Raw genomic sequence first — 23,498 nt, forward strand, 5'->3', positions numbered from 1 at the left:
CCCGGAGTTTCAGGGCCCCGTCGTGGCTATGAGGGGCTCGTGCTCGTGCGCGCAAACCTCGTCGAAGCCGTAGGTGTCCCAGGCGGGAAAGGGGTCGGAACGGGGGAGCCGCTCGTCCTCCCTCATGAGGCAGTCGGTCAGGGCCGCTTGCAGGGACGCGGCGTTCAGGTGGGTGCCGATGAACACGAGTTCCTGTGCGTAAGGACTCTCGGCGTCATGCGCGGAGGAGGGCTCGAAGCGTGCCACCGAGCCGGCCTGGGACCACAGCCCCGTCACACGAGGGCGGCTGGCCAGTGTGAAGAAGCCCTTTGACCTGAGCACCTGCCCGTAGGCGCCGCTGTCGAGTGACTCGTTCACGAACGTCCACAGGCGCCCGGGGTGGAAGGGCGTTCCCGACCGGAAGACGGTCGAGGAGATGCCGTACTCCTCCGTCTCGGGAACATGGTCGCCGTTGAGTTCCCTGACCCAGCCCGGGGCCTGCTGTGCTCGCTCCAGATCGAAGCGGCCGGTGCCCAGGACCTCGCCGACTGGTACGCGGCCCCGCACGGCCGGCACTACGCGGGCGGCAGGGTTGAGCCGCGCCAAGGTGGCCCGCAGCCGGTCGGCGGACGGGGCGTCGACGAGGTCGAGCTTGTTGAGGACGATGACATCGGCGAACTCGATCTGGTCCATCAGCAGGTCGCTGACTGTGCGTTCGTCGTCCTCGTACTGATCCAGGCCCCGTTCGACCAGTTCATCACCGCCGGCAAGCTCGGGCAGGAAGTTTGCGGCGTCCACGATCGTGACCATCGTGTCCAGCCGAGCCAGGTCGCCGAGGGTGGCGCCGTCGTCGCGGGCGAAAGCGAAGGTCGCGGCCACCGGCATGGGCTCGGAGATGCCGGAGGACTCGATGAGGAGGTAGTCGAAACGCCCCTCGCGCGCCAGCCGGTCCACCTCCTCCAGGAGGTCGTCGCGCAGGGTGCAGCAGATGCACCCGTTGGTCATCTCGACCAGGCGTTCCTCGGTGCGCGACAGGGCTGCCTCGCCGCCGCGCACCAGGGCGGCGTCGATGTTGATTTCGCTCATGTCATTGACGATGACGGCAACGCGCAAGCCCTCACGGTTTCCGAGGACATGATTGAGCAGGGTGGTCTTGCCGGCACCGAGGAACCCCGACAGGACAGTGACGGGTAGGCGCGCGGGAACGTGGGTCATGCGGTGTCAGCCCTCGGGGTGGAGCACGCCACGCTCGTACGCCTTGGCCAGCCGCTGGGGTACGCGGTACGGAACCCCGTCCACCGTGACCGTCACCAGCTGAGGCGTCACAGCCTTCCACTGCGCGCGACGGTGTCGGGTGTTGCTGCGCGACATCTTGCGTTTGGGTACGGCCATGAGGACCTCCTGTGTGAGTGAGCGAGGCAGACAGTACATGAAAATGGATGTCATTACATTGGTTGGTTGTCGAGGCCGCTCGAGGTGCGGGAAGGGAGGGTGTGCTAGGGGGTGTTTCGAAAGTCTTGTGCGGTGCCCGCGGTGTCCGGTGCGTGCTCTCGGCGTGCCGGACGAAAGCCCTCGTACTGGACGTACTTGGGGTTTCGGCCGGTGCAGCGAGAGTGCGTGCCGGGCGCCGTGGGTGCTGTGCGGGACTTCCGAAACACCCCCTAGAGGTCGCGGTGGGCTGACTTGGCGAGGGAGGACGCGTGGACCCGCTCGATGAGCGTCTTGCCGAGCTGCGCTCGTGCCTGCCCGCGCGAGCGGAGCTCCAAGGAAGGCGCCCCGGAGGCGGCGCTGGAGATGCTGCGCCAGGACCTGCTTCAGCACGTCAGTGGCCCGCGGTACGACGATGCGGCTCTATTGATGCTCCGGTACCGCTGACGTTTGCGGGCTCTCGCCAACGGTGTGCCGACATTGCAGGGTGCGAGGAGAAGGCCGCCCATGCCCAGCCGACGATGGCTTGGGCCTGGCTGCTCGTTGTCGTCCATGACCTGCGGGATGTGGGGTATTCGGCCGGGGCGCACAGCGGGGCGCACGCAATGATCTATGGCGGCGGGAAGGGCGGGTCGTACTGGTGACGAGCGCGGACGCGGTTTTCGCGTGGCTGGGGGTCGGAGCGTTGCTCGCGGCCGTGCTGCCTCGGGTCCTGTCCGGACGACCGCTGTCACTGCCGCTGGTCTTCCTGCTGTGCGGCATCGGCGTGTATCTGTTGCCTCTGCCACTGCCCGTGATCGACCCGGTGGATGACCGGGCGGTGGCCGAGCATGTCACCGAAGTCGTGGTGATCATCTCGTTGATGGGCGCGGGGCTGGCGCTCAACCGGCCTGTCGGGTGGCATCGGTGGGGCGCGACCTGGCGATTGCTGGGTGTCACCATGCCGTTGACGTTTCTGATCACCGCGCTGGTGGCCTGGTGGTTGCTGGACTGGCCGCCGGCCGCCGCGTTGTTGTTGGGGGCTGCCCTGGCGCCGACCGATCCGGTGCTCGCTGCGGAAGTGCGGGTGGGCGAGCCCACGGATGACGAGCACGACGAGGACGACGTGCGGTTCGCTCTCACCAGTGAGGCGGGCCTGAACGACGGACTGGCGTTTCCGCTGACCTACGCGGCCGTGGGGCTGGCCGCCGCCGCAGGCAGCGGCTGGTCGACCGAGTGGATCGGTCCGTGGGCCGCGCAGGACGTCGCGTACAAGTGCGCTGTCGGTGTGCTGGGCGGGCTACTGATGGGGCGGTTGCTCGGCTGGCTGTTCTTCCGGACACGATCAAGAGCGCTGCGGCTGTCTCAGCACCGGGAGGGCTTCGTCGCGCTGGGCGCCACCTTCCTGGCCTACGGAGTGACGGAGCTTGCCGGGGGTTACGGCTTCCTGGCGGTGTTCGTCACCGCGTGCGCCATCCGGTCCGCTGAGCGATCCCACGGCTACCACAACGTCCTGCACGACTTCATGGAGCAGGTGGAGCGCCTGATGACCGCAGCCGTGCTGTTCCTGCTGGGCGCCTTCATCGCGCTGGGCGGCCTGTCTGCCCTGACGTGGCGGGGCGCGATCACCGCATGCGCGGTGGTGCTGGTGATCCGGCCGCTGTCGGGGTGGGCCGGCCTGCTGCGGAGCTCCCTGGGAAGCCGGGAACGCTGGGTCGTCGCGGCGTACGGCGTCCGGGGGATCGGCTCGTTGTACTACCTTGCCTACGCCTTGGGCCACCATGGTTTTGCTCTCCCGGAGCGGGAGCTGTGGGCAGTGGTGACCTTCACCGTGCTGGCCTCAGTAGTACTGCACGGGATTACCGCAGGCCCGGTCATCGCCCGCCTGGACCGGCATCGAGACACCCGGTCCATGTAGCAGCCGCGATCTGTGCTGCAACCGCGGCGGCGCGTCCTTGTGAAGAAGGACGCTGACCTTGCCGAATGACGCCTACTGTGTGCGAGGGACGTCAGCCACTTCGGTCGCGCTCGTGCTCACCGTCCGACCCCAGGTCGGCTTCATCCAGGGCGACCTGTCTGAACGGGCTCGACATCACCCTTCTCGCCGAACCAGCGCGCGAGTTTGCCGCGCCGACCCACCGCCCGCAGTCGTCGTTCAGCCGCCTCACGGGTGTCCGGGGTGGTGATCAGAAGAAGCTCGTCGCCGCTGAGCAGCGGCGTGTCGTGCTGGGGGGACGAGGGTGGCACCGTCGCGGACGATCAGGGTGAGCACTGTCGGGGGAGGCAGCCGCAGTTCGAAGACGGCCACGCCGTTCAGGCGCGAGCCCGAGGGCACGGTCAGTGTCAGCAGGTCCGCGTCCAGGACGTCCAGCGGCGCGGGCTCCACCTGCACGTCCCGCAGCGCATCCGGACGGGTCAGGCCCAGAGCTCTGGCCGCGGCGGGCAAGGTGGGGCCTTGGATCAGGGTGAACAGGACTTGGCCTTTCGTCCGGTGCGGCGGTGGGGGTACCTTCCGGTCGAGCGCCAGCCGAGACTGGGGGAGCGTGCCGGGCGTCGCAGAGCAGAAGGGACTTCCGAAACACGCCCTAGCGGCGCGGCGCCGACCCGCACCGTCTGACCGGCCGCCGACACCGGTGGCAGTGGAGTGATGCGCACCGCCAGCCACACGGCGGCGAGCGCAAGAGCCGAAAGCCCGAGAACGTACAAGGCAGCGACCGACACGCGCCGCCGTATGCTGCTGGATCGCGGTGGGGCCGGTCGCTTCCGCCTCAACCTCAGTGCTCCCACTTCCGCTTCCCTGATGCGCTGCGGGCAACGGCCGGCATGGGTCGCGAGCGTGGTGAAGGGGGGAACGCGGACGGTGTAGGTCGCTGCTGTCCGCGCGGACCGGCAAGGTAGGAGGTGGGCACGACGACTCCGCCGTGCCCAGCGTTCTCCGGCCGATCATTGCCGGCGATCACTGCCTGGTCGGCGTCATTCGTCCGGTGAAGGGGAGGTGAGCCCTGGTTCGTCGGTGGCGTCGTCGTCGACGTAGGTGGGGCCGTCACGCGCTACCTCGGGTCTTGACTCGGTTACCTCAGGGCTCCAGCCGGAGGGCTCTCTCAGCTTGTTGGGCGTACCGGCCTACACGGGTGCGGCCGAATGCGCAACTCTCCGGTTCGTCACCGAACTGTCGGGGATACACGAACAGCAAATTCAGGGCATGGCGTGGGAGGACGAGGCGCTAATCGGGGTGGCGTGACGTGATGGCGTCCGGCTGTGGCGCTGACGTCAGGCAACGGAGTTCGGCGCGGAAGGAGGCCATCAGGCCGAAACCGGACCGGCCGCGGGCCGACACGCGTTGGCCTATGAGTCCACATCCCGGCGCCAAGCACGATGGAACCATTTGGGAGCGCGCAGTGTGGCGCGCGGCTGTTTTCCCGGGGCGGCGGCACGAGCCTGGCGGGAGAGTGTTGCAACACCGCCGTGGTGCTGGACTGGAGCAGGTACTGCAACCGGCTGCTGTCCGTGGGCACCGACAACCGGCGGTGCGTGGTCGAGCCGGGCATCATGCTGGACGACTTGAACCGGCAGTTGGCCGCGTACGGCCTGCAATACGGGCCCAGGCCGGCCACCCACCCGAACTGCACCCTCGGCGGGATGATCGGCAACAACTCGTGCGGGTCGACAGCCCAGGCGTACGGGAAGGTCGTCGACAACCTCCACCGCCTTGAGGTCCTCACCTACGGCGGAAGCCGCTTGTGGGTCGGCCGGACGAGTGAGGCCGAGCTGGAGCGGCTGATGTCCGGCGGCGGACGGGAGGCGGAGCTTCACCGCGGGATGGTCGCGCTGCGGGACCGGTACGCAGGCCAGATCCGTGAGCGCTATCCCGACATCCCACGCCGGGTATCCGGCTTGGACCTCGACTCGCTCCTGCCCGAGCGAGGCTTCGATGTCGCCGGGCTGCTGACCGGTTCGGAATCCACGCTGGTCACGGTTCTGCGAGCGGAGCTGGAGCTGGTGCCCGTGCACGCACCACGTGCCCGCGGTCCTGGAGCACGAGCCCATGACGCTGGAAGGAGTGGACCACCAGCTGATCCACTACCAGCAGAAGAAGCATCTCAACCCGGAGGCGTTGCGGATCCTGCCGGGCGGCCGGGCGTATCTCTTCGTGCAGTTTGCGGGGGACACGTGCGTCATGATCACCCGCGCCCGCGAGTGGGGCTGGTCCCGGGTCGGCAGGGCGGCCCGTTGCCGCGTCACTGTGGGCTGCACGGGTAGACCATGATGCGCTAAGCGCCCACTGGGTGAGATGTGCGAGGGAGGGGTGGGCGGTGCCCGACCCGTACGTACGACAGGGGAGCCCTGTATCCGCCATGTCGCCGCCTCCCAGCAGCGATACTGGATGCATGGACACGACGATCACCGCCCCCCGCGCCGAGGTGTTGCGGGACCGTTACCGCAGCCGACTGCCCGAGCGCTTGCAGGAGCTGGCCGGCCCCGTCGAGGGCAACGTGGACCTGCCGCTCCACATCGTCTGGTCCGGGCGGACGAGCTACAGCCTGGACCGTCCGAAGTCCCGCATGACGCTCTACCGGACCGTCCTCGCCGAAGGACTGAGTGAGGACCTGGTGGCCCTCCTGCACCACCGGCTGCTCATCGAGCAGTGGCCCGTGCTGCGGCGCTTGATCAGTCCCTACATCCGCGAGGTCTGGGAGGACGCCTTCCCCGAGCTGCTCCGCACCGCTCGGGCCGGCACGACCGCCGAATGAAGCTCACTCCACTCCACGAGCGTCTCCTCGCCGACATTCTCGACCGCGGCTCCCCTACCCTCTGGTCCTCACCGGCGGATACGCCGTGCAGGCCCACGGCCCGGTCGAACGCTTCAGCCGCGACCTCGACGTCGCTACCGAGAACCCCGCTCCGATGCAGGAGATCGTCGCCTCACTCACAGCAGGTCTCAGCGCGCGCGGATGGCGGACCACGCACGTCCAGACCGATCCGCTCAGCGGCCGGTTCCTCGTCACCGATCCGGAAACCGGCGAGGAGTGCGAGGTCGACGTCCTCAAGGAGGCATTTTGGGCTCCGCCCGCCCAGACCCCCTACGGCCCCGTTCTTTCCCTCGACGACGTGATCGGCACCAAGGTCCGTGCCCTCGCCGACCGCGGCACCGTCCGCGACCTCATCGACGTCCAGGCCGCATCCCGCCACCGCTCCACCGCCGACCTCGAATCCCTGGGCCGCCGTCGCGCCCATGACGAGTTCAGCCTCGAGGACCTCCGAGACCGGCTCGTCGGCGCGGACTGGTACGAGGATGAGGACTACACCGCGTACGGGCTCACCTCCCGGCAGATCGAAGAACTCAAGGCGTGGGTGCTGGAGTGGGCGGAGGATCTGGGTGTGCGGATTCATGACGAGAGTGCCTGAGAGGCGGTCACACGTCCGTCCTCTCTACCGCCGTTGCGACGAGAGGAAGCGGTGTGGCCACCGCTTCGGCGTGGGCCGAGGTGGAGGCCAGCTGCTCGGCGGAGGTGGCGGAGTCGCTGTGGTTGCCCTTGCAGGCGAGGGGGATGACGAGGGACGGCTCGCCCGGCCGCCAGACCTCCGCGAAGTACTGGGGACGATAGCGGTACTTCACCTTCTCGCCCTTGTCCCTGCTGGTGAGGGCTCAGCCCGCGCGTAACGTCGTGTCAGCGGGGCCGATCGTCACTGAGTGGTCGGGGAAGCGGCTGTGCAGCATGTGCTCGGTGAGTGTGAGCGCGAAGCCGATGCCGAGTTCGCCGGACTGCAGTGACTTGTAGTGGTCCGCGATGCGGTGGCCTTCGTCGGTGAGGCCGAGGAAGGAGTTGCGACCGCCGGCCAGGGCCTGGGTGTACTTGAGCGCGCCCCAGTGCTCCGCCAGTCCCCGGACCGCACCACGCCACGACGGGGCGGTGGCCCGGGCGAGGGTGTGGAGGACGTCCCAGAGGGTCACTTCGAGCTGCCGGGGCAGCTCCGTCTGCGGGATCGGGACGAGGTCGGGCTTCCGGCGGAGCGTCTCGTCCTCGTTCTCCTTCCGCTTCTTGTCGTCCGCCGCGATGGCGGAGCTTCCACCTTCCCGACGAGCGCCACGTCGGAGTGGGCGGAGACGTTCGACGGCTGGGTCAGGTCCTGGAGCACTTCCTCGGTCGGCTTCAACAGCTCTCCTCACGACGTGCACGGGCGATTCACCATTGGCTGGACCGTACGGAAGGGAGGAGCGGCGCACGCAAGTGCGCAGGGGCGCGTGACCTGGGCTTCGGCCCGGGCGGGCCGGTGTCGGGGCCTTGGCCCCGCCTCGCTCGCGAGTTCCACGCTGCCGAGGAGCCTCGGGCGGGCGGCAGGCAGCGAGCCGGCTTCCGGGGCGGTCGACCGGCTGGTGGCCAAAGGGGCCGTGTTCCATGAACCAGAGTGCTGTCGGTGCCCGACAGGTCAGTGGTGCGTGGACGCACGTCGTCCGTACGTACAGAGCAGTCTCCGCATGTTTGATGGTTCATCAGGCAAGTCAGCATCCGGTCAGCATGAGTCGCCGGGCCTTCCCGAGGGACTCTCTGTACAGGCGTCGGTGACGGCGCGAAAGCCCAGGCAGGAAGTCGTCTCGCCTGACCGGAGCGATGTTCCTCACAAACATCGAACGGGGGTGTCGGTGTAAGGTCGAGACCGCCCTTGACCTGCACAAAGCAGGCAGGGAGCCGCCTTCCAGGAGTCCAACATGCTGCGCACCATGTTCAAGTCCAAGATCCACCGCGCCACCGTCACCCAGGCCGACCTGCACTACGTCGGGTCCGTGACCATCGACGCCGAGCTGCTCGACGCCGCCGACCTGCTGCCGGGCGAGCTCGTGCACATCGTCGACATCACCAACGGAGCCCGGCTGGAGACCTACGTCATCGAGGGCGAGCGGGGCTCCGGCGTGATCGGGATCAACGGGGCCGCGGCCCATCTCGTCCATCCCGGGGATCTGGTGATCATCATCAGTTACGCTCAGGTCTCCGACGCCGAGGCCCGCGCCCTGGAGCCCAGGGTCGTGCACGTGGACCAGGACAACCGGATCGTGGCGCTGGGCTCGGACGCCTCCGAGCCGGTGCCGGGTTCGGACCAGCGGCGCAGCCCGCAGGCCGTCACCGTCTGAGGCCCGGGGGCGACCACCGTCCGAGACCTCGGGCGGGCGACCGGCGTCCCCGATCCGCACGCGAGGAGTGCCATGAGCGACGTACAGATCCGTGACGACCGGGTGGCCGGCCGGCTGGAGGCCTTCGCCGGCGACGAACTGGCCGGTCACATCCAGTACTTCGTCCTCGCCTCCCCGCGGGACGCGCTCGTCCCGGTCCACACGATCGTCGAGTCCGCGTACGAGGGGCGGGGCATCGCGGGCTCGCTGGCCCGGGAGCTGTACGGCATCGCGGCCGGCGAGGGCGTCGTGGTCGCCCCCCTCTGCCCGTACGTCGTGAAGTGGGCCGAACGCCACCCCGAGGAGGCCCCGGCCGCCGATCCGGAGCTGCTGCGGGCCGCGAAGGACTGGTTGATCGCCCACCCTGAGGGCTTCTGAGGGACCCCTCGGCGGGCGCGGTCGCGCCTCGCCCGCCGACCGGGTGACTGCCCGTGCGGGCGACGGGTACCCGTGGCATCAGTCCATGGCCGACGTATCCCTGGCTGGAGGACGCGATGACGCATCCCGACCCGGACCCCGTGAAGCCCGGCCCCACTCCGGGCCCGGGCCCCGACCGCCGGAACCCTTCCGGAGCCCCTTCCCCGACCCGTCCCCACCCCGATCCCCGCCCCACCCCGGAACCGGACCCCATTCCCAACCCTCCGGGCCCGGATCCGGTCCCGGGCGAGCCCAGGCCGGGGCCACTGTCGTAGCGGAGTGGTGGACAGACCAGTGGCCCGGCGTGAACTGCTCACACCGGGCCACATCAACGAGCTTCAGGGGCGCGGGGCTGTGACATGTGCGGCTCCGCCGCGCGGGCGCCACCAGCCACAACCGAGCTGCGGCCGCCAACCGGTCAGCACCCCGACCCCTCGCGCGGTCCTCGGTCGGTCGACCTCAGGCCTCGACCTCACCGCGGCCCTGCCCCCACAGCGTGTGGAACGACCCCTCCCGGTCCACCCGGCGGTACGTGTGCGCCCCGAAGAAGTCCCGCTGCCCCTGCGTGAGCGCCGCGGGCAACCGCTCGGCGCGCAGCGCGTCGTAGTACGCCAGCGCCGCCGCGAACCCGGGCGTCGGCACACCCTGCCGCGTCGCGGCGACCAGCACCTCGCGCCAGTCGTCCTGCGCCGCCGCGATCTCCTGGGCGAACGTCTCGTCGGAGAGCAGGCTCGGCAGGTCGGGCCGGGCGTCGTAGGCCGCGCGGATCCGGTCCAGGAACGCCGCCCGGATGATGCAGCCGCCACGCCAGATCGAGGCGACCTTGCCCAGGTCGATGTTCCAGTCGTACTCGTCGCGCGCGGCGTCGATCTCGTGGAAGCCCTGGGTGTACGACACGATCTTGGAGGCGTACAGCGCCTGCTCGACCCGGTCGGCGAAGGCACCCGCCTCGGCCGCGCTGAGCGGGGTGGCCTTGGGGCCGGCCAGCGAACGCGAGGCGTCGCGCAGCGCGGCGTGACCCGACAGGGAGCGCGCGAAGACGGCCTCGGCGATTCCGGACACCGGAACGCCCAGGTCCAGCGCGATCTGGACGGTCCAGCGGCCGGTGCCCTTCTGCTCCGCCTGGTCGACGACCACGTCCACGAACGGCTTGCCGGTGGCCGTGTCCACGTGCGCCAGCACCTCGGCCGTGATCTCGATCAGGTACGAGTCGAGGCGCCCGGTGTTCCAGGTGCGGAAGATCTCGGCGATCTGCGCGGGGGTGTAGCCGGCCACGTCGCGCAGCAGCTGGTACGCCTCGCCGATCAGCTGCATGTCGGCGTACTCGATGCCGTTGTGGACCATCTTCACGAAGTGCCCGGCGCCGTCCGGACCCACGTGCGTGACGCAGGGCGCGCCGTCGGCGGCCTTCGCGGAGATCTTCTCCAGCATCGGGCCGAGGGAGTCGTACGACTCGACCGGGCCGCCGGGCATGATGCTCGGGCCGTTGAGCGCGCCCTCCTCGCCGCCGGAGATGCCGGCGCCGACGAAGTGGATGCCCTGCTCGCGCAGCGCGGCCTCACGGCGGCGGGTGTCGGCGAAGTGCGCGTTACCACCGTCGATGATCATGTCTCCGGGCTCCAGGAGCGGCGCGAACTCCTCGATCACCGCGTCCGTCGGGCCGCCCGCCTTCACCATGACGACCAGGCGCCGGGGGCGCTCCAGCGCCTGGACGAAGTCCTTGGCGGTCTCGGCCGCGATGAAGTCGCCCTCGTGCCCGTGCTCCTTGATCAGCGCGTGGGTCTTCGCCGCGGAGCGGTTGTGGACCGCGACCGTGTAGCCGTTGCGGGCGAAGTTGCGGGCGAGGTTGCTCCCCATGACCGCGAGGCCGGTGACGCCGATCTGGGCTGAAGTGCTCATACGGTTGGCTCCTATGGATCCTGATATCGGTGGTGCCGTTCCTGCTCGCCAGTATTGTCCTTCCGGCCATCCTGACGTGCACCGGCCCCGTCCGCACTGCGCGGCCTGCCGGGCTTGAGTACGCAGGAAGAGCCCTACCTGCCTCAATGGGGCGCGCAACCCGATGCGTTGCGCGCCGTCCCTGGTCACTCGCGCGCCGGACGGGAGCACTTACGCGCCGGATCAGGTCGCTTACCCGCCACACACGGGACGGGAGCGGCTGAATTTTCGTCTTGTCCTGGCCGGTTCGTGGCGCTTACTTTTGCGGCTCACTGCATAGGCGAGGGGGATACTCCATGGCCGTACGCGGTCGGCACCGGCGGTACCAACCGAACAGGATCAACCGCGCCTCACTCACCGTCACGGCGGGCGGCGCGGGGATGGCGCTCCCGCTGATGGGCACCGGCGTCGCGGAAGCGGCCGATGTCGAGACCTGGGACAAGGTCGCGGCATGTGAGTCCACCAACGACTGGAACATCAACACAGGCAACGGCTACTACGGCGGCCTGCAGTTCAGCCAGTCCACGTGGGAGGCCTTCGGCGGTACGGCGTACGCCGCCCGCGCGGATCTGGCCACCAAGGAACAGCAGATCGCGATCGCCGAGAAGGTCCTCGACGGCCAGGGCCCCGACGCCTGGCCCGTCTGCTCGCAGCGCGCGGGCCTCACCCGCGGCGGCGACGGGCCCACCCGCCAGATCGAGGACGTGAAGCCCCAGACCACGCCCCAGTCGCAGGCCGGCAAGGTCGAGATGTACACCGTGGTCCGTGGCGACACCCTCTCCGAGATCGCCGACTTCCAGGACGTCAGGGGCGGTTGGCGCAAGCTCTACGAGGCCAACCGCAGGACCATAGGGTCCGACCCGGACGTGATAATCCCTGGCCAGCGCCTGAGCCTGCACACGGCCGGCCAGAAGAAGGAACAGAAACAAGATCAGAAGCACGAACAGAAGCAGGAGAAGAAACAGGAGAAGAAACAGGAAAAGAAGCAGGGCCAGAAGGAGCAGAAGCAGCAGGCGTCCGACAAGCGGCAGGAGTCGGCGTCCCTCGTCGCTCCCGTGAGCGCTTCCCTCGGCACCCCCTACCGCGCCTCCGGCTCCTCCTGGTCGAAGGGCTACCACACGGGCGTCGACTTCCCCGTGTCGACCGGCAGCACGGTCAAGTCCGTGGCTGCGGGGGAGGTGGTCACCTCGGGCTGGGGCGGCTCCTTCGGCTACCAGGTGGTGATCCGGCACGCCGACGGCCGGTACACGCAGTACGCCCATCTGTCGGCGATCTCCGTGAAGGCCGGGCAGAACGTGAGCGCCGGCCAGCGCATAGGCCGGTCCGGTTCCACGGGCAACAGCTCGGGCCCGCATCTGCACTTCGAGGTGCGGACGGGGCCCGGCTTCGGCAGCGACATCGATCCGATCGCCTATCTACGGGCGGGAGGGGTTCGGATCTAGCGTGGTGCGGGAGGCCCGGTCCGGGCCTCCCGCTCAGGATTTCACGTGGTCGCGATGCCGGTCCAGGAGTGCCCTCGGCATGTACGGCCCGCCGTGGAAGGGTAGCGGCAGCAGGTTGCCGGGCAGGGCGTCGTCCTCGTACTCCGGCTTGTACTCCGGCGTCCGCCCGAGGAACGGGGCCGGTACGACCACGGACTTGTCCAGGTCGATCCCGCCCTCGACCCTCTCCGGCGCCCCGAAGGTCTGGTGCGGCAGACCCGCGAGCAGCTTCTCCACGGTGAGCGACTCCGGGTCGACGCCGACCGCCGCACGCCCGGGGACCGCCGCCGGTTGCCCGACGGACGGGACCGGCCGTCGCTCGTCGTCCCGCTCCGTCCGCACCTCGTCGCCGAGCCGCTCGGTGGTCAGCAGGATCAGACCGCCCGCCGCGACGACACCGCAGCCCAGGGCGAGCAGGGTGCCGGTCGTGCCGTAGCGGAACGTCTCGCCGAACATCGTGATGCCGACCGCGGCCGCCACCACCGGGTTCACCACGGTCAGGGTGGCGAGCGGGGCCGCCAGGCCGCCGCCCCGGTAGGCGGCCTGGGACAGCAGCAGACCGGCCGTCGCGAAGACGCCGATGACCGCGAGGGTCGGCAGGTCGGCGAGCGCGACGCCGTCCGTCCAGTCGACGGTGGCCGTCTTGGTGAAGACCGAGGACATGCCGAACGCGACACCGGAGGCGACCGCGAGCAGAATGCTGCGGACCGCCGGGTGCCGGTGCACGGCGCGTGCCGCCACCATCAGCGTGGCCACCGCGCCCCCGCTGACCACGCCGACCAGCACCCGCTGGATGTCGCCCAGCGACTGGGCGTCGGCCGAGCCGACCAGGGAGAGCAGACCCGCGAGACCCACCGTTGCCATGATCGCGCCCCGCCAGGCCGTCGCACCGGCCCTGCGGCCCACGAAGAGCGCCGCCATGGGCAGGGCGAAGACGATGGTCAGCGCGCCGAGCGGCTGCACCAGGCTCAGCGGGCCGTAGGCCAGAGCCACCACGTGCAGCAGCCCGCCGAGGCCGTTGAGGCCGACGGCGGCCCACCACCCCGGCCGGCGCAGCGGCGCGTAGGACTGGCCGGGCAGGGACACCGCGACGCGCTCCTGGACGATCGCCCCGCCCGCGTAGGCCACGGCGGAGACGAACGACAGCAGTACGGACAACGCGAGGGCGCTCATGTGCGGCTCCTCAGCGAGGCGCGGGGGCTCCAGCCCCGGCGCGGTGAACGCTCGGCTCTCATGGTGACCACGATGCCTCGGATGGGCGTCGGCGTCGTCGTACCTCAGCACTCAATAGGTCCTACTGCCGTTGGAGTACGAGGGGCCCGTCGTCATCCCTGAGGGGGGCGACACGGGGTGCACTCCACCGGCTGGACAAGGACCCGGCCCCTGGTACTACTCGTCCTCGTGGATCACGACCCCGGCCTCGGCGCCCTCTCGTCCCTCGGCGGCTTCTTCGTACTACGCACGGGGCGACCACCGCACGACGGTCCGCCGACGCTCGCGGAGGCCTACGCGGCACGGGATGCCGATGTGGAACCGGAGGTTTACGCGAATCCGGTAATTTTCCGTGTCCGCAAGGTCGCCCGCAGTCTCCGGGCGCCCGAGCTCCGGGTGGCCGCGTCCATCGCCCACCTCGGCTTCACCGCCCGCCTGTGGTCGGTGGCCCTGGGGTCGGCCGCCCTGTACGGCCGCGTCCCCGACCTCGACCCCCGTCTCCTGCGCTGGGACGCCGACGCGAGCGCCCCCGACGAACTGTGGCTGGCGGAGGTGCGCGGCCTGCCCGCCGAGCGGATTGGCGAGGTCGTACGGGAGGGCCATCTGGTACCGCTGGCGGCGGCCCTCCGTGCTCAACTGCCGCTTTCCGAGCGGCTGCTGTGGGGGAACGCGGCCTCCGCGCTGATGGGCGCCGTGCGTCAGATCGACCGGTGGGCGGCCGTCAACGGCCGTACCGAGGTGGCGAGTCGGGCACGGGCACGCGCCGCCGAGCTGTTCGCGCACCCCACCCTGGCCGGCACGCTCGACCCGGCCACCCGTCGCCGCCGCAGCTGCTGCCTCTACTACCGGCTGCCCGGCGGCGGACTGTGCGGCGACTGCTGCTTCGACCGGCCACCCGGTACCGACGCCCGCCCCGACCCTCGCTCCTGACCCCGGAGCGTGCGCCCGCGCGAACATCGTGGTCTTCCCCAACTGACCCTTCTGGGTGACCATGTGGGAACCAGCCGCTGAGACAGGGGGTTCCGGGTGCGAGTCGGCCTGCTGACCCGGGAGTATCCGCCCGACGTCTACGGCGGCGCGGGCGTCCATGTCGAGTTCCTCGCCCACGAGTTGCGATCCCTGGTCGATCTCGACGTGCACTGCTGGGGAGAGGGCGCCGCCGGTGGTGTCGTGCGCCACCGGCCCTGGTCCGCGCTCGACGGCGCCAACGACGCGCTGCGCACCTTCTCCGTGGACCTCTCCGTCGCCGCCGGCCTCCAGGGCCGCGAACTGGTCCACTCGCACACCTGGTACGCCAACCTGGCCGGCCACCTCGGCAAACTGCTGCACGGTGTCCCACACGTGATGACCGCCCACTCGCTGGAACCGCTGCGCCCCTGGAAGGCCGAGCAACTCGGCGGCGGCTACGCCCTGTCCAGCTGGGCCGAGCGCACCGCGATCGAGTCCGCCGACGCGGTGATCGCCGTCTCCGGCGCCATGCGCGACGACATCCTCGGCTGCTACCCCGCCCTGGACCCGGCGCGGCTCCATGTCGTGCACAACGGCATCGACACCTCGCTCTACCGGCCGGACCACGGAACGGACGTCCTCGACCGCCTCGGCGTCGACCCCGGCCGTCCGTACGTCCTGTTCGTCGGCCGTATCACCCGGCAGAAGGGCGTGCCCCACCTGCTGCGCGCCGTGCGGGACATCGATCCGGCCGCGCAGGTCGTGCTCTGCGCGGGCGCCCCCGACACCCCGGAGATCGACCAGGAGTTCCGCGACCTCTTCGCGGAACTGAGCCGCGTGCGCAAGGGCCTGCTCTGGATACCGCAGATGCTGCCCCGCCCGGACGTGATACAGCTTCTCACCCATGCGGCGGTGTTCGTCTGCCCGTCGGTGTACGAGCCGCTCGGTATTGTCAACCTGGAGGCCATGGCATGTGGGACGGCCGTGGTGGCCTCGCGGGTCGGAGGTATACCGGAAGTGGTGGAGCACGGTGTCACGGGCCTCCTCGTACCGACCGATGACGACTTTGGAGACGGACTGGCCCGGGCCCTGGACTCGGTGCTCGCCGACCCCGCGACGGCCGCCCGGATGGGCGAGGCCGGCCGGGAGCGCGCGGTGCGGGAGTTCGGCTGGGACGCGGTGGCCCGGCGGACCGTCCGGCTTTATGAGGAAGTCCTCGAACAGGGGTAGTCACAGAGCAGTCAGGATCAGCGTTCGGCACGACCGGGCGTAGAGGGGCGGCGGCATGCGGCGCGGTGGACCTTCGGTGCTGGGAATCGTACTGGCGGGCGGTGAGGGCAAGAGGCTGATGCCTCTCACGGCCGACCGCGCGAAACCAGCGGTGACCTTCGGCGGTACGTACCGCCTGGTGGACTTCGTCCTGTCCAATCTCGTCAACGCGGACATCCTGCGCATCTGCGTGCTCACGCAGTACAAGTCGCACTCGCTCGACCGGCACATCACCACGACCTGGCGGATGTCGAGCCTGCTGGGCAACTACGTCACCCCGGTCCCGGCCCAGCAGCGGCTCGGCCCGCGCTGGTACCTGGGCAGCGCCGACGCCCTCCTGCAGTCCCTGAACCTGGTCCACGACGAACAGCCCGAGTACGTGGCCGTGTTCGGCGCCGACCACGTGTACCGCATGGACCCCCGCCAGATGCTGGCGCAGCACATCGAGGGCGGCGCGGGTGTGACGGTGGCCGGTATCCGGGTGCCGCGCGGGGAGTCGTCCTCCTTCGGAGTGATCACGCCCGGCTCCGACGGCCGGACCGTCGAACGCTTCCTGGAGAAGCCGGCCGACCCGCCGGGCCTGGTCGACGACCCCGAATGCGTGTTCGCCTCGATGGGCAACTACATCTTCACCACCAAGGCCCTGGTGGAGGCGCTCCAGCGGGACGCGGAGGACGAGGACTCCGTCCACGACATGGGCGGCTCGATCCTGCCCCAGCTCACCGAGCGGGGGGAGGCCCAGCTGTACGACTTCAGCGCCAACCACGTGCCGGGCGAGACCACCCGTGACCAGGGCTACTGGCGGGACGTCGGCACCCTCGACGCCTACTACGACGCCCATATGGACCTCATCGCCGAGCGCCCCGCCTTCAACCTCTTCAACCGCAGCTGGCCCATCTACACCAGCTCGGGCCAGCTCTCCCCGGCCCGTTTCAACGCGGGCGGGATGGCGAGTGAGTCGATCATCAGCGCGGGCTGTCTGATCCGCGGCCAGGTCACACGGTCGGTGCTCTCCCCGGGGGTCGTCGTGGACCCGGGCGCGGTCGTCCAGGGCTCGGTCCTGCACGACAACGTCCACATCGGGCGGGGCGCGGTCGTCCGGGGAGCCGTGCTCGACAAGAACGTCCAGGTGCCCCCGGGCGCCACCATCGGAGTCAACCCCGAACGGGACGCCGAGCTGTACACCGTCTCCCGGGGCGGGGTCATCGCGTTGGGCAAGGGGCAGCAGGTGTCGTAGGCCGGGCACCTAGCCCTTCAGGGTGACCGCAGTGCACACAGATGTCCCATGGGTCCCGCCTTTTCTCGGAGGCGGGACTTAACCTGTTGTTAACTGTGCGTAGCTTGATCGCACTTGACCGTAATCGGGCAACGGCGATTGACTACCGACTCACCCGTCGTCGACGCGAGGCAAGCCATTGACTTCTGACCTGCTCGCCCCCCTCGACCTTGCGTTCTGGAACATCGAGTCCGCCGAACACCCCATGCACCTGGCCGCCCTCGGCGTCTTCACGGCGAACTCGCCCACCGCGGGCGCGCATGCCGCCGAGCTGCTCGCCACGCGGGCCGCCGCGGTGCCCGCGCTGCGGATGCGGATCCGGGACGTGTGGCTCCCGGACGTCCGGCTGCCCCTGGCGTTCGGCGGCGCGACCCGGGAGCCCGTCGCCGACTTCGAGCCCTTCGACCACGTACGGCTGCACGCGCCGGCCGCCGACTTCCACGCCGTGGCCGGACGGCTGATGGAGCGCCCGCTGGAGCGCGGCCGGCCGCCCTGGGAGGCGCATGTGCTGCCGGGGGAGGACGGCACCTCCTTCGCCGTGCTCTTCAAGTTCCACCACGCCCTCGCCGACGGACTGCGCGCGCTGACGCTCGCCGCCGCCGTCATGGACCCCATCGACATGCCCGCGCCCCGACCCCGCCCCGCCGAGCCTCCCCGCGGCCTCCTCGACGACGTACGCAAACTCCCCGACCTGGTCAGGGGCACCCTCTCCGACCTCGGGCGCGCCCTCGACATCGGCGCCTCCGTCGCCCGCACCACGCTCGACGCGAGCCTCGGCGCCCGGTCCCCGGCCGCGCTGACCTCCGGGGCGAGCGGCACCCGCCGTACCGCCGGGGTGCTCGTGGACCTCGACGACGTGCACCGGATCCGCAAGACCGTCGGCGGCACCGTCAACGACGTCCTCATCGCCGTGGTGGCGGGCGCGCTGCGCCGGTGGCTGGACGAGCGCGGGGACGGCAGCGAAGGGGTCGCGCCCCGGGCGCTGATCCCGGTCTCCAAGCGCCGACCGCGCACGGCGCACCCGCAGGGCAACCGGCTCTCCGGGTACCTGATGAAACTGCCGGTGGACGATCCGGACCCGCTGCGCCGGCTGCGTACCGTGCGAGCGGCGATGGACCGCAACAAGGAGGCGGGGCCCAACCGGGGCGCGGGCGCGGTGGCCCTGCTCGCCGACCACGTGCTGCCGCTCGGTCACCGGCTCGGAGGGCCGCTGGTCAGTCAGGCCGCGCGCCTCTGGTTCGACATCCTCGTCACCAGCGTCCCCCTGCCCAGCCTCGGCCTCCGGCTCGGCGGCTGCCCGCTGGCCGAGATCTACCCCCTCGCTCCGCTGGCCCACGGGCAGTCCCTCGCCGTGGCCGTCTCCACGTATCGGGGGAGCGTCCACTACGGGCTGGTCGCCGACGGGGAGGCGGTCCCGGACCTGGAGCGGCTGGCTGGGGCGGTGACGCGGGAGGTGCGGGAGCTGTTGGCGGCGTGTGAGGTGTGACGGGTGGAGGTGCGTGGTCGGGTGCGGGCCCGGTGGGGCTTCTCGCGCAGTTCCCCGCGCCCCTCAAAGCAACGGCCCCTGCGGGCCCGAAAAGCACGGGGCGCAGCCCCTGCTTTTCAGGGGCGCGGGGAACTGCGCGAGAAGCCCCCACCGGACCCGCACCCGAATTTTGGTCACCACGCCTCCGCTCCGTACAATTTCCCGTTCGACAGCGGATGCGGCCGGCGCGCCGCACGTGATCAGGGAAACGGCAGCGCGATGACGGTGACAGAGGACGGCCCCGCGACCACGGACGAGGTCGTGTACGGCCCCGGCATCGACCCGGACCGGCTCGCCGTGTGTCTCAGCGTGCTGGAGGAGCTCGACAAGCTGGACGTCGACCACCCGGACGCGATCGCCGTGCGCCGGGCGACCGCCGGCGTCTACCGCACGGTCAAGCAGCGCCGCCGCCAAGAACGCCGCGCCGCCAAGACCGCCCACGACAAGGCGGTCACCGAGGCCACGGCGACCGGCTCAGCCCAGCGCATCGACGACGAGACCGAGGGCATCCTGCCGTCGTCCGTCACGGAGGCGGGGAAGATCGCGGGGATACTCCAGCGCCCGCGCTCCTGCTACACCTGCAAGACCCGGTACGTGGAAGTCGACTACTTCTACCACCAGCTCTGTCAGGACTGCGCCGCCCTGAACCGCGCCAAGCGCGACGTCCGCGCCGACCTCACCGGCAAGCGCGCCCTGCTCACCGGTGGCCGCGCCAAGATCGGCATGTACATCGCCCTGCGCCTGCTGCGCGACGGCGCGCACACCACGATCACCACCCGCTTCCCCAAGGACGCCATCCGCCGCTTCAAGGCCATGGACGACTCGGGGGACTGGATGCACCGGCTGGAGGTCGTCGGCATCGACCTGCGCGACCCGGCGCAGGCCGTCGCCCTCGCCGACCAGATTGCCGAGGCCGGCCCCCTCGACGTCCTCATCAACAACGCGACCCAGACCGTACGCCGGCTGCCCTCCGCGTACGCCGCCCTGGTGGACGGGGAGAGCGCCCCGCTGCCCGCCGGGGAGCTCCCCGCGCACCACGTCATCGGCGCCTTCAACTCCGGCGCCGTCGGTGATCTCGGCGGGCCCGCCGCGCTGCCCGTCGGCACCGGCGGCCTCGACGCGCAGCAGGTCGCCGACCTCGCCCTGGTCGCGGGCAACGCCAGCGTCGCCCGGCACCTCGACGGCACCGCCATCGACGCGGGCGGTCTCGTCCCCGACGTCGTCGACACCAACACCTGGGTGCAGACCATCGAGCAGATCTCGCCGGTGGAACTGCTGGAGACCCAGCTGTGCAACTACACGGCGCCCTTCATCCTGATCAGCAAGCTCCGCCCGGCCATGGCCGACGCCGCCCGCAAGGCGAGAAGCGGACGCGCGTACGTCGTGAACGTCTCGGCGATGGAAGGCGTCTTCGGCCGTGGCTACAAGGGCGCGGGGCACCCGAACACCAACGCAGCCAAGGCCGCGATGAACATGGTCACGCGGACCAGCGCACAGGAGATGTTCCAGACCGACGGCATCCTCATGACCTCCGTCGACACCGGCTGGATCACCGACGAGCGCCCCCACTTCGACAAGCTGCGCCTCGCCGACGAGGGCTTCCACGCCCCGCTCGACCTGGTGGACGGCGCGGCCCGCGTCTACGACCCCGTCGTCCGCGGCGAGCAGGGCGAGGACCTGTACGGCGTCTTCCTGAAGGACTACGCGCCCGGCAAGTGGTGAGCCGCCCTCGCCCGGCCCGCCACCAGCTCCAGTACCGTCCGCCAGTCCTCCAGGACCCCGGCGTCCATGCCGGGGGTCCGGCCCGCCTCGTCCGCGTGCCGCAGGGCCAGCACGTCCTCGACGAGCGTGGCGTCCGCCCACCCGCCCGCGTGCAGCCGCACCAGATCGTCCGCGCCGAGGGCGTGCAGGCGTAGGAGCCGGGCCACCCGCTCGCCGAGCAGGGAGCGCACCGTGTCGGCGGCCAGGTCGGCGTGGCCGGTGTCGTCACCCGGACGGAGCAGCCGTCCGATGACGTGCACCAGGCCCGCCACCTGCAGTTCCTTGTCGGCGGGCCGGCCTCGGCGCAACAGCGCGGCGGTCTGCAGCGCGTGTTCGTACGGATCGACCGCGGTGCCCCCGCGGCGGTCCGCCGGCGGGCCGCCGCCCCGGCAGGCGTGCAGCAGGTCCATCAGCTCCTCGACGCCGCGCAGTTCCATCCGCCGGTCCTCCCGAGTCCGCCCGCGAGAAATGCCGTTGCGACACATGAGCAGACCATGGTCGGCTTGCGATTCGGCCAACAGGACCTGAACTGCGTACCGGGCACGGCGATCCGATGGGTCGTCGGATCGGTGCGGGGGTCGAGTGCTGGGCCGAACGGGTGATGAGAAGTCGAACAAATGGGTCAAATTGCCCTAGGGTGGGGCTTGCTGGGCGCTGAACGACTCAAGACAGTTACCTCTTGTTTTCAGCCCCATCGAGCGGCCGCCCGCTCATTTGGTTACTCTGTACCGGACGGACAGCCTTATATGGGTCCCACCCACACCCACGGTCCGTCCCGGGACAAGCCGGTCACCACGGCCTGCTCTCATCTCCAGGCAATCCGGCGCCACCGCGTCCGAACTGACAACGACTCAGACCCGAGCGGACGTCAGGCGCTACAGCGGCAGGCTGGGCCGACGTCCCGAGGGTGACCCGACACATAAGGAGTGCGCGGTGACACCAGAGAAGACGAATCGCGAGCCACGCCCCGAGGAACACACCGAGGGCGGCGGCCGGTCGAAGAAGGAGCTGGGCAGCCTGGACGTGTGGGCCAGGTCCGCACCGATCCGGCTGGCGGGCTACGAGGACGACCTCGCCGAGCCCCACATCCTGCCCAGCGTGGACTGAGCGGGGGCATCGCGATCGCCGTCTGCATGGGCGTGCCAGACTCACGCCCATGCAGATCAGAGAAGCCACCGCCGACGACTGGCCCGGCATCTGGCCGTTCTGGCACCGCGTCGTCGCCGCGGGCGAGACCTACACCTGGGACCCGGACACCTCCGAGGAAGCCGCCCGCGCCCTGTGGATGGCCCCCGCCAAGCGCGTGTACGTCGCCGAGGACGAGACCGGAACGCCGGTCGGCTCCGCCTACCTCACCCCCAACTACGGCGGCCCCGCGGCCCATATCGCCAACGCGGGCTTCATCGTCGACCCCGACCACGGCGGCCGCGGCATCGGCCGCGCCCTCGCCGCACACGTCCTCGCCGAGGCTGCGGCCCAGGGCTTCCGGGGCATGGTGTTCAACGCCGTCGTCGAGACCAATCCCGCCGTACGGCTCTGGACCTCGCTCGGCTTCACCGTCCTCGCCACCGTTCCGGACGCCTTCGAGCACCCGAAGGACGGCCTGGTGGGACTGCACATCATGTACAAGGCACTGTGACGAGACCGGTCACGTCCGTCCGGAAGGCGCCGTTTCGTGGCCGGTTCCATGTGCCTCTACCGATCCAGCCGGTCGACCGGTGCCGTCCGTGACCAGGGGTTCAGTTCCTCCAACCGGCCCGCCACCGACAGGAGTTCGAGTTCGCTGCCCGGGCGGCCCACCAACTGCACCGCGCACGGCGCCCCCGAGGGCAGCGTGCCGAACGGGACGGACATCGCAGGCCAGCCCGTGAGGTTCCACGGCGGGGTCAGCGGTGAGTAGTTGGTGTTCACCAGCAGATTGCGCAGCCACCCCCGCTCGTGCCAGTTCGCGGCGGCCGGCCCGCGCCGGGCGAGCGCCGGGGTGAGGAGCACGTCGTGCTCGGCGAAGAACGGCTCCATGCGCCGGCGCAACTGCTCCCGGCGGTCGCCCGCGCGCACCCCTTTCAGGAAGCGCCGCCCCACGGCCGCGTGCACCCGCGTGCGCCGGGTGAGCAACCGCGGATCGAGGCCCTCCGCGTCCACCGCCGTCCCCGCGGTCCAGTGCGCCAGCGAGGTCGTGCCCAGCCAGAGGGGATACGGCGGATCGGCCCGCCGTACCGTCAGCCCGGCCCCGGCCAGCATCTCGGCGGCCCGGCGCGCGGCATCGGCGTACGTGCGCGTGACGGTCACGCCGACCAGGGGGCTGCGCACGGACACGGCGATGCTCGGCGCGGGCGGCGCGGATCCGGGCGGGGCTGCGGCGGCCGTGCCCGCCAGTACCCCGAACATCAGCCGGGCGTCCTCGACCGTCGTCGCGAGCGGCCCGTTCTCGGACATGCCGAACCAGTCGCCGTGCCCGATGTCCGCCGGGACGACACCGAAGCCCGGCTTGAGGCCGAGCACCCCGCAGTTCGCGGCCGGTATCCGCAGCGAGCCCATGCCGTCGTTGCCCAGGGCCAGTGGCACCAGCCCGCCGGCGACGGCGGCCGCGCTGCCGCCCGAGGAGCCACCGGTGGTGCGCGAGGTGTCCCAGGGGTTGCGGGCGGTGCCGTGCACGCCGTCGGTGGTGCCGAAGACACACAGCTCGGGGACGTTCGTGAGCCCCACGACCACGGCGCCCGCCGCCCGCAGCCGGGCCACGGTCACATGGTCCTCCCCGGCCGGCGTCCCTGAGGTCGCGGCGGACCCGTTCCGGGTGGACTCGCCCCGCACGGCGAGGTTGTCCTTGATCGCCACCGGTACGCCCGCCAGGGGCAGTTCGGCCAGATCGGCCCGGCCGGCCACCTCGTCGGCCTCCGCCAGGGCCGCCTCCGCCCGGACCGTGCGGAACGCCCCGACCCGCCCGTCCAGGGCCTGGATCCGCGCCAGATGCTCCGCCACCACCTCACGCGGCGTGGCCCGCTTCTCCCGTGCAGCGGCGGCTATCTCGACGGCGGTCCGGCCGACCCAGCTGGTCACGGGCGCTCCCTGGCGGTGTCGTGCGCGTCGGTTCGTACGCGACGGAGAGGCGTACTCGTG

General features: G+C 70.6%; 22 protein-coding genes and 3 pseudogenes. 16 read left to right on the top strand and 9 right to left on the bottom strand.

Annotated elements, in window-relative coordinates; translation table 11 throughout:
* Positions 1 to 9: 9 nt before the first annotated feature.
* A complete protein-coding gene (locus E4N62_RS39645; RefSeq protein WP_230222491.1) occupies positions 10 to 1,194 on the bottom strand; it encodes a GTP-binding protein in 1,185 nt (394 codons plus the stop codon).
* 6 nt (positions 1,195 to 1,200) lie between these two features.
* Positions 1,201 to 1,371 carry a 50S ribosomal protein L32 gene (gene rpmF / locus E4N62_RS39650; protein ID WP_230222493.1) on the bottom strand — a complete coding sequence of 57 codons (171 nt, stop codon included), beginning with the start codon at positions 1,369 to 1,371 and terminating at the stop codon, positions 1,201 to 1,203.
* A gap of 321 nt (positions 1,372 to 1,692) precedes the next feature.
* Between rpmF and E4N62_RS39655 the strand changes: the two genes are divergently transcribed.
* Both E4N62_RS39655 and E4N62_RS39660 read left to right on the top strand, forming a co-directional pair.
* Positions 1,693 to 1,854, top strand: a complete 162-nt coding sequence (locus E4N62_RS39655) for a serine/threonine-protein phosphatase (RefSeq protein WP_230222495.1) — start codon at positions 1,693 to 1,695, stop codon at positions 1,852 to 1,854.
* A 193-nt stretch (positions 1,855 to 2,047) separates the two neighbouring features.
* On the top strand, positions 2,048 to 3,304 hold the full coding sequence (locus E4N62_RS39660) for a sodium:proton antiporter (RefSeq protein WP_230222498.1): 1,257 nt from the start codon (positions 2,048 to 2,050) through the stop codon (positions 3,302 to 3,304).
* 140 nt (positions 3,305 to 3,444) lie between these two features.
* On the opposite strand, the pseudogene E4N62_RS39665 reads toward E4N62_RS39660, so the two are convergent.
* Positions 3,445 to 3,862: pseudogene (locus tag E4N62_RS39665) on the bottom strand (TrkA C-terminal domain-containing protein); the annotation flags it as partial.
* A gap of 899 nt (positions 3,863 to 4,761) precedes the next feature.
* On the opposite strand from E4N62_RS39665, the pseudogene E4N62_RS49890 reads away from it, so the two are divergent.
* The 4 genes and pseudogenes from E4N62_RS49890 to E4N62_RS39680 form a co-directional block, all read left to right on the top strand.
* Positions 4,762 to 5,073, top strand: a pseudogene (locus tag E4N62_RS49890) (FAD-binding oxidoreductase); the annotation flags it as partial.
* A gap of 358 nt (positions 5,074 to 5,431) precedes the next feature.
* Positions 5,432 to 5,653: a hypothetical protein gene (locus E4N62_RS49895; protein ID WP_374117201.1), complete on the top strand. Its 222-nt coding sequence runs from the start codon at positions 5,432 to 5,434 to the stop codon at positions 5,651 to 5,653.
* Positions 5,654 to 5,774: 121 nt separating this feature from the next.
* Entirely contained in the window at positions 5,775 to 6,137 is a 363-nt protein-coding gene (locus tag E4N62_RS39675; RefSeq protein ID WP_230222500.1) for a hypothetical protein, read from the top strand.
* Positions 6,134 to 6,792, top strand: a pseudogene (locus E4N62_RS39680) (nucleotidyl transferase AbiEii/AbiGii toxin family protein). Before E4N62_RS39675 ends, E4N62_RS39680 begins: the two are co-directional and overlap by 4 nt.
* Positions 6,793 to 6,799: 7 nt before the next feature.
* Here the strand turns inward: E4N62_RS39680 and E4N62_RS39685 are convergent.
* Positions 6,800 to 7,003 carry a hypothetical protein gene (locus E4N62_RS39685; protein WP_230222502.1) on the bottom strand — a complete coding sequence of 68 codons (204 nt, stop codon included), beginning with the start codon at positions 7,001 to 7,003 and terminating at the stop codon, positions 6,800 to 6,802.
* A 30-nt stretch (positions 7,004 to 7,033) separates the two neighbouring features.
* Positions 7,034 to 7,555: a hypothetical protein gene (locus tag E4N62_RS39690; RefSeq protein WP_230222504.1), complete on the bottom strand. Its 522-nt coding sequence runs from the start codon at positions 7,553 to 7,555 to the stop codon at positions 7,034 to 7,036.
* 540 nt (positions 7,556 to 8,095) lie between these two features.
* On the opposite strand from E4N62_RS39690, the gene panD reads away from it, so the two are divergent.
* Both panD and E4N62_RS39700 read left to right on the top strand, forming a co-directional pair.
* Complete coding sequence (gene panD, locus E4N62_RS39695) at positions 8,096 to 8,515, top strand: aspartate 1-decarboxylase (RefSeq protein ID WP_184902292.1); 420 nt, start codon at positions 8,096 to 8,098, stop codon at positions 8,513 to 8,515.
* Positions 8,516 to 8,587: 72 nt separating this feature from the next.
* Positions 8,588 to 8,932: a GNAT family N-acetyltransferase gene (locus E4N62_RS39700; RefSeq protein ID WP_230222506.1), complete on the top strand. Its 345-nt coding sequence runs from the start codon at positions 8,588 to 8,590 to the stop codon at positions 8,930 to 8,932.
* Positions 8,933 to 9,430: 498 nt separating this feature from the next.
* Here E4N62_RS39700 and gndA read toward each other — a convergent pair whose 3' ends face one another.
* Positions 9,431 to 10,870, bottom strand: coding sequence for an NADP-dependent phosphogluconate dehydrogenase (gndA, locus tag E4N62_RS39705; RefSeq protein WP_230222509.1), 1,440 nt, complete (start codon positions 10,868 to 10,870; stop codon positions 9,431 to 9,433).
* A 335-nt stretch (positions 10,871 to 11,205) separates the two neighbouring features.
* On the opposite strand from gndA, the gene E4N62_RS39710 reads away from it, so the two are divergent.
* Positions 11,206 to 12,351 carry a transglycosylase family protein gene (locus tag E4N62_RS39710; protein WP_230222511.1) on the top strand — a complete coding sequence of 382 codons (1,146 nt, stop codon included), beginning with the start codon at positions 11,206 to 11,208 and terminating at the stop codon, positions 12,349 to 12,351.
* Between the two features lie 33 nt (positions 12,352 to 12,384).
* Here the strand turns inward: E4N62_RS39710 and E4N62_RS39715 are convergent, their stop codons facing one another.
* Positions 12,385 to 13,563 (bottom strand): DMT family transporter, encoded by a 1,179-nt coding sequence (locus tag E4N62_RS39715; protein ID WP_230222513.1) that lies wholly within the window; start codon positions 13,561 to 13,563, stop codon positions 12,385 to 12,387.
* A 228-nt stretch (positions 13,564 to 13,791) separates the two neighbouring features.
* Here E4N62_RS39715 and E4N62_RS39720 point away from each other — a divergent pair, with 228 nt between their 5' ends.
* The 5 genes from E4N62_RS39720 (at position 13,792) to E4N62_RS39740 (ending at position 20,342) form a co-directional block, all read left to right on the top strand.
* A complete protein-coding gene (locus tag E4N62_RS39720) occupies positions 13,792 to 14,532 on the top strand; it encodes a (2Fe-2S)-binding protein (RefSeq protein WP_230222515.1) in 741 nt (246 codons plus the stop codon).
* 96 nt (positions 14,533 to 14,628) lie between these two features.
* Positions 14,629 to 15,780 (top strand): glycogen synthase, encoded by a 1,152-nt coding sequence (glgA, locus tag E4N62_RS39725; RefSeq protein ID WP_230222517.1) that lies wholly within the window; start codon positions 14,629 to 14,631, stop codon positions 15,778 to 15,780.
* A 55-nt stretch (positions 15,781 to 15,835) separates the two neighbouring features.
* Positions 15,836 to 17,056, top strand: coding sequence for a glucose-1-phosphate adenylyltransferase (gene glgC / locus E4N62_RS39730; protein WP_230222519.1), 1,221 nt, complete (start codon positions 15,836 to 15,838; stop codon positions 17,054 to 17,056).
* A gap of 178 nt (positions 17,057 to 17,234) precedes the next feature.
* On the top strand, positions 17,235 to 18,581 hold the full coding sequence (locus E4N62_RS39735) for a wax ester/triacylglycerol synthase family O-acyltransferase (protein ID WP_230222521.1): 1,347 nt from the start codon (positions 17,235 to 17,237) through the stop codon (positions 18,579 to 18,581).
* A gap of 258 nt (positions 18,582 to 18,839) precedes the next feature.
* Positions 18,840 to 20,342 carry an SDR family NAD(P)-dependent oxidoreductase gene (locus E4N62_RS39740; RefSeq protein ID WP_230222523.1) on the top strand — a complete coding sequence of 501 codons (1,503 nt, stop codon included), beginning with the start codon at positions 18,840 to 18,842 and terminating at the stop codon, positions 20,340 to 20,342.
* Here the strand turns inward: E4N62_RS39740 and E4N62_RS39745 are convergent.
* On the bottom strand, positions 20,321 to 20,818 hold the full coding sequence (locus tag E4N62_RS39745) for a hypothetical protein (protein WP_230222526.1): 498 nt from the start codon (positions 20,816 to 20,818) through the stop codon (positions 20,321 to 20,323). The two genes, E4N62_RS39740 and E4N62_RS39745, sit on opposite strands and share 22 nt — an antisense overlap.
* Positions 20,819 to 21,314: 496 nt before the next feature.
* Here E4N62_RS39745 and E4N62_RS39750 point away from each other — a divergent pair, with 496 nt between their 5' ends.
* On the top strand, positions 21,315 to 21,488 hold the full coding sequence (locus tag E4N62_RS39750; protein ID WP_177261694.1) for a hypothetical protein: 174 nt from the start codon (positions 21,315 to 21,317) through the stop codon (positions 21,486 to 21,488).
* Positions 21,489 to 21,537: 49 nt separating this feature from the next.
* Positions 21,538 to 22,020: a GNAT family N-acetyltransferase gene (locus tag E4N62_RS39755; protein WP_215451829.1), complete on the top strand. Its 483-nt coding sequence runs from the start codon at positions 21,538 to 21,540 to the stop codon at positions 22,018 to 22,020.
* 56 nt (positions 22,021 to 22,076) lie between these two features.
* On the opposite strand, the gene E4N62_RS39760 is transcribed toward E4N62_RS39755, so the two are convergent.
* A complete protein-coding gene (locus E4N62_RS39760) occupies positions 22,077 to 23,438 on the bottom strand; it encodes an amidase (protein ID WP_230222528.1) in 1,362 nt (453 codons plus the stop codon).
* Between the last annotated feature and the right edge of the window lie 60 nt (positions 23,439 to 23,498).

Origin of the sequence: Streptomyces sp. MNU76, assembly GCF_020982545.1 — a bacterium.
Taxonomy (GTDB): Bacteria; Actinomycetota; Actinomycetes; order Streptomycetales; family Streptomycetaceae; genus Streptomyces.

What these genes read in the sequence shown, in the direction of transcription:
- E4N62_RS39645 (WP_230222491.1), bottom strand. Translation starts at nt 1,194, where the DNA reads ATGACCCACGTTCCCGCGCGCCTACCCGTCACTGTCCTGTCGGGGTTC.
- rpmF (WP_230222493.1), bottom strand. Translation starts at nt 1,371, where the DNA reads ATGGCCGTACCCAAACGCAAGATGTCGCGCAGCAACACCCGACACCGT.
- E4N62_RS39655 (WP_230222495.1), top strand. Translation starts at nt 1,693, where the DNA reads ATGAGCGTCTTGCCGAGCTGCGCTCGTGCCTGCCCGCGCGAGCGGAGC.
- E4N62_RS49895 (WP_374117201.1), top strand. Translation starts at nt 5,432, where the DNA reads ATGACGCTGGAAGGAGTGGACCACCAGCTGATCCACTACCAGCAGAAG.
- E4N62_RS39675 (WP_230222500.1), top strand. Translation starts at nt 5,775, where the DNA reads ATGGACACGACGATCACCGCCCCCCGCGCCGAGGTGTTGCGGGACCGT.
- panD (WP_184902292.1), top strand. Translation starts at nt 8,096, where the DNA reads ATGCTGCGCACCATGTTCAAGTCCAAGATCCACCGCGCCACCGTCACC.
- E4N62_RS39700 (WP_230222506.1), top strand. Translation starts at nt 8,588, where the DNA reads ATGAGCGACGTACAGATCCGTGACGACCGGGTGGCCGGCCGGCTGGAG.
- gndA (WP_230222509.1), bottom strand. Translation starts at nt 10,870, where the DNA reads ATGAGCACTTCAGCCCAGATCGGCGTCACCGGCCTCGCGGTCATGGGG.
- E4N62_RS39710 (WP_230222511.1), top strand. Translation starts at nt 11,206, where the DNA reads ATGGCCGTACGCGGTCGGCACCGGCGGTACCAACCGAACAGGATCAAC.
- E4N62_RS39715 (WP_230222513.1), bottom strand. Translation starts at nt 13,563, where the DNA reads ATGAGCGCCCTCGCGTTGTCCGTACTGCTGTCGTTCGTCTCCGCCGTG.
- glgC (WP_230222519.1), top strand. Translation starts at nt 15,836, where the DNA reads ATGCGGCGCGGTGGACCTTCGGTGCTGGGAATCGTACTGGCGGGCGGT.
- E4N62_RS39740 (WP_230222523.1), top strand. Translation starts at nt 18,840, where the DNA reads ATGACGGTGACAGAGGACGGCCCCGCGACCACGGACGAGGTCGTGTAC.
- E4N62_RS39745 (WP_230222526.1), bottom strand. Translation starts at nt 20,818, where the DNA reads ATGGAACTGCGCGGCGTCGAGGAGCTGATGGACCTGCTGCACGCCTGC.
- E4N62_RS39755 (WP_215451829.1), top strand. Translation starts at nt 21,538, where the DNA reads ATGCAGATCAGAGAAGCCACCGCCGACGACTGGCCCGGCATCTGGCCG.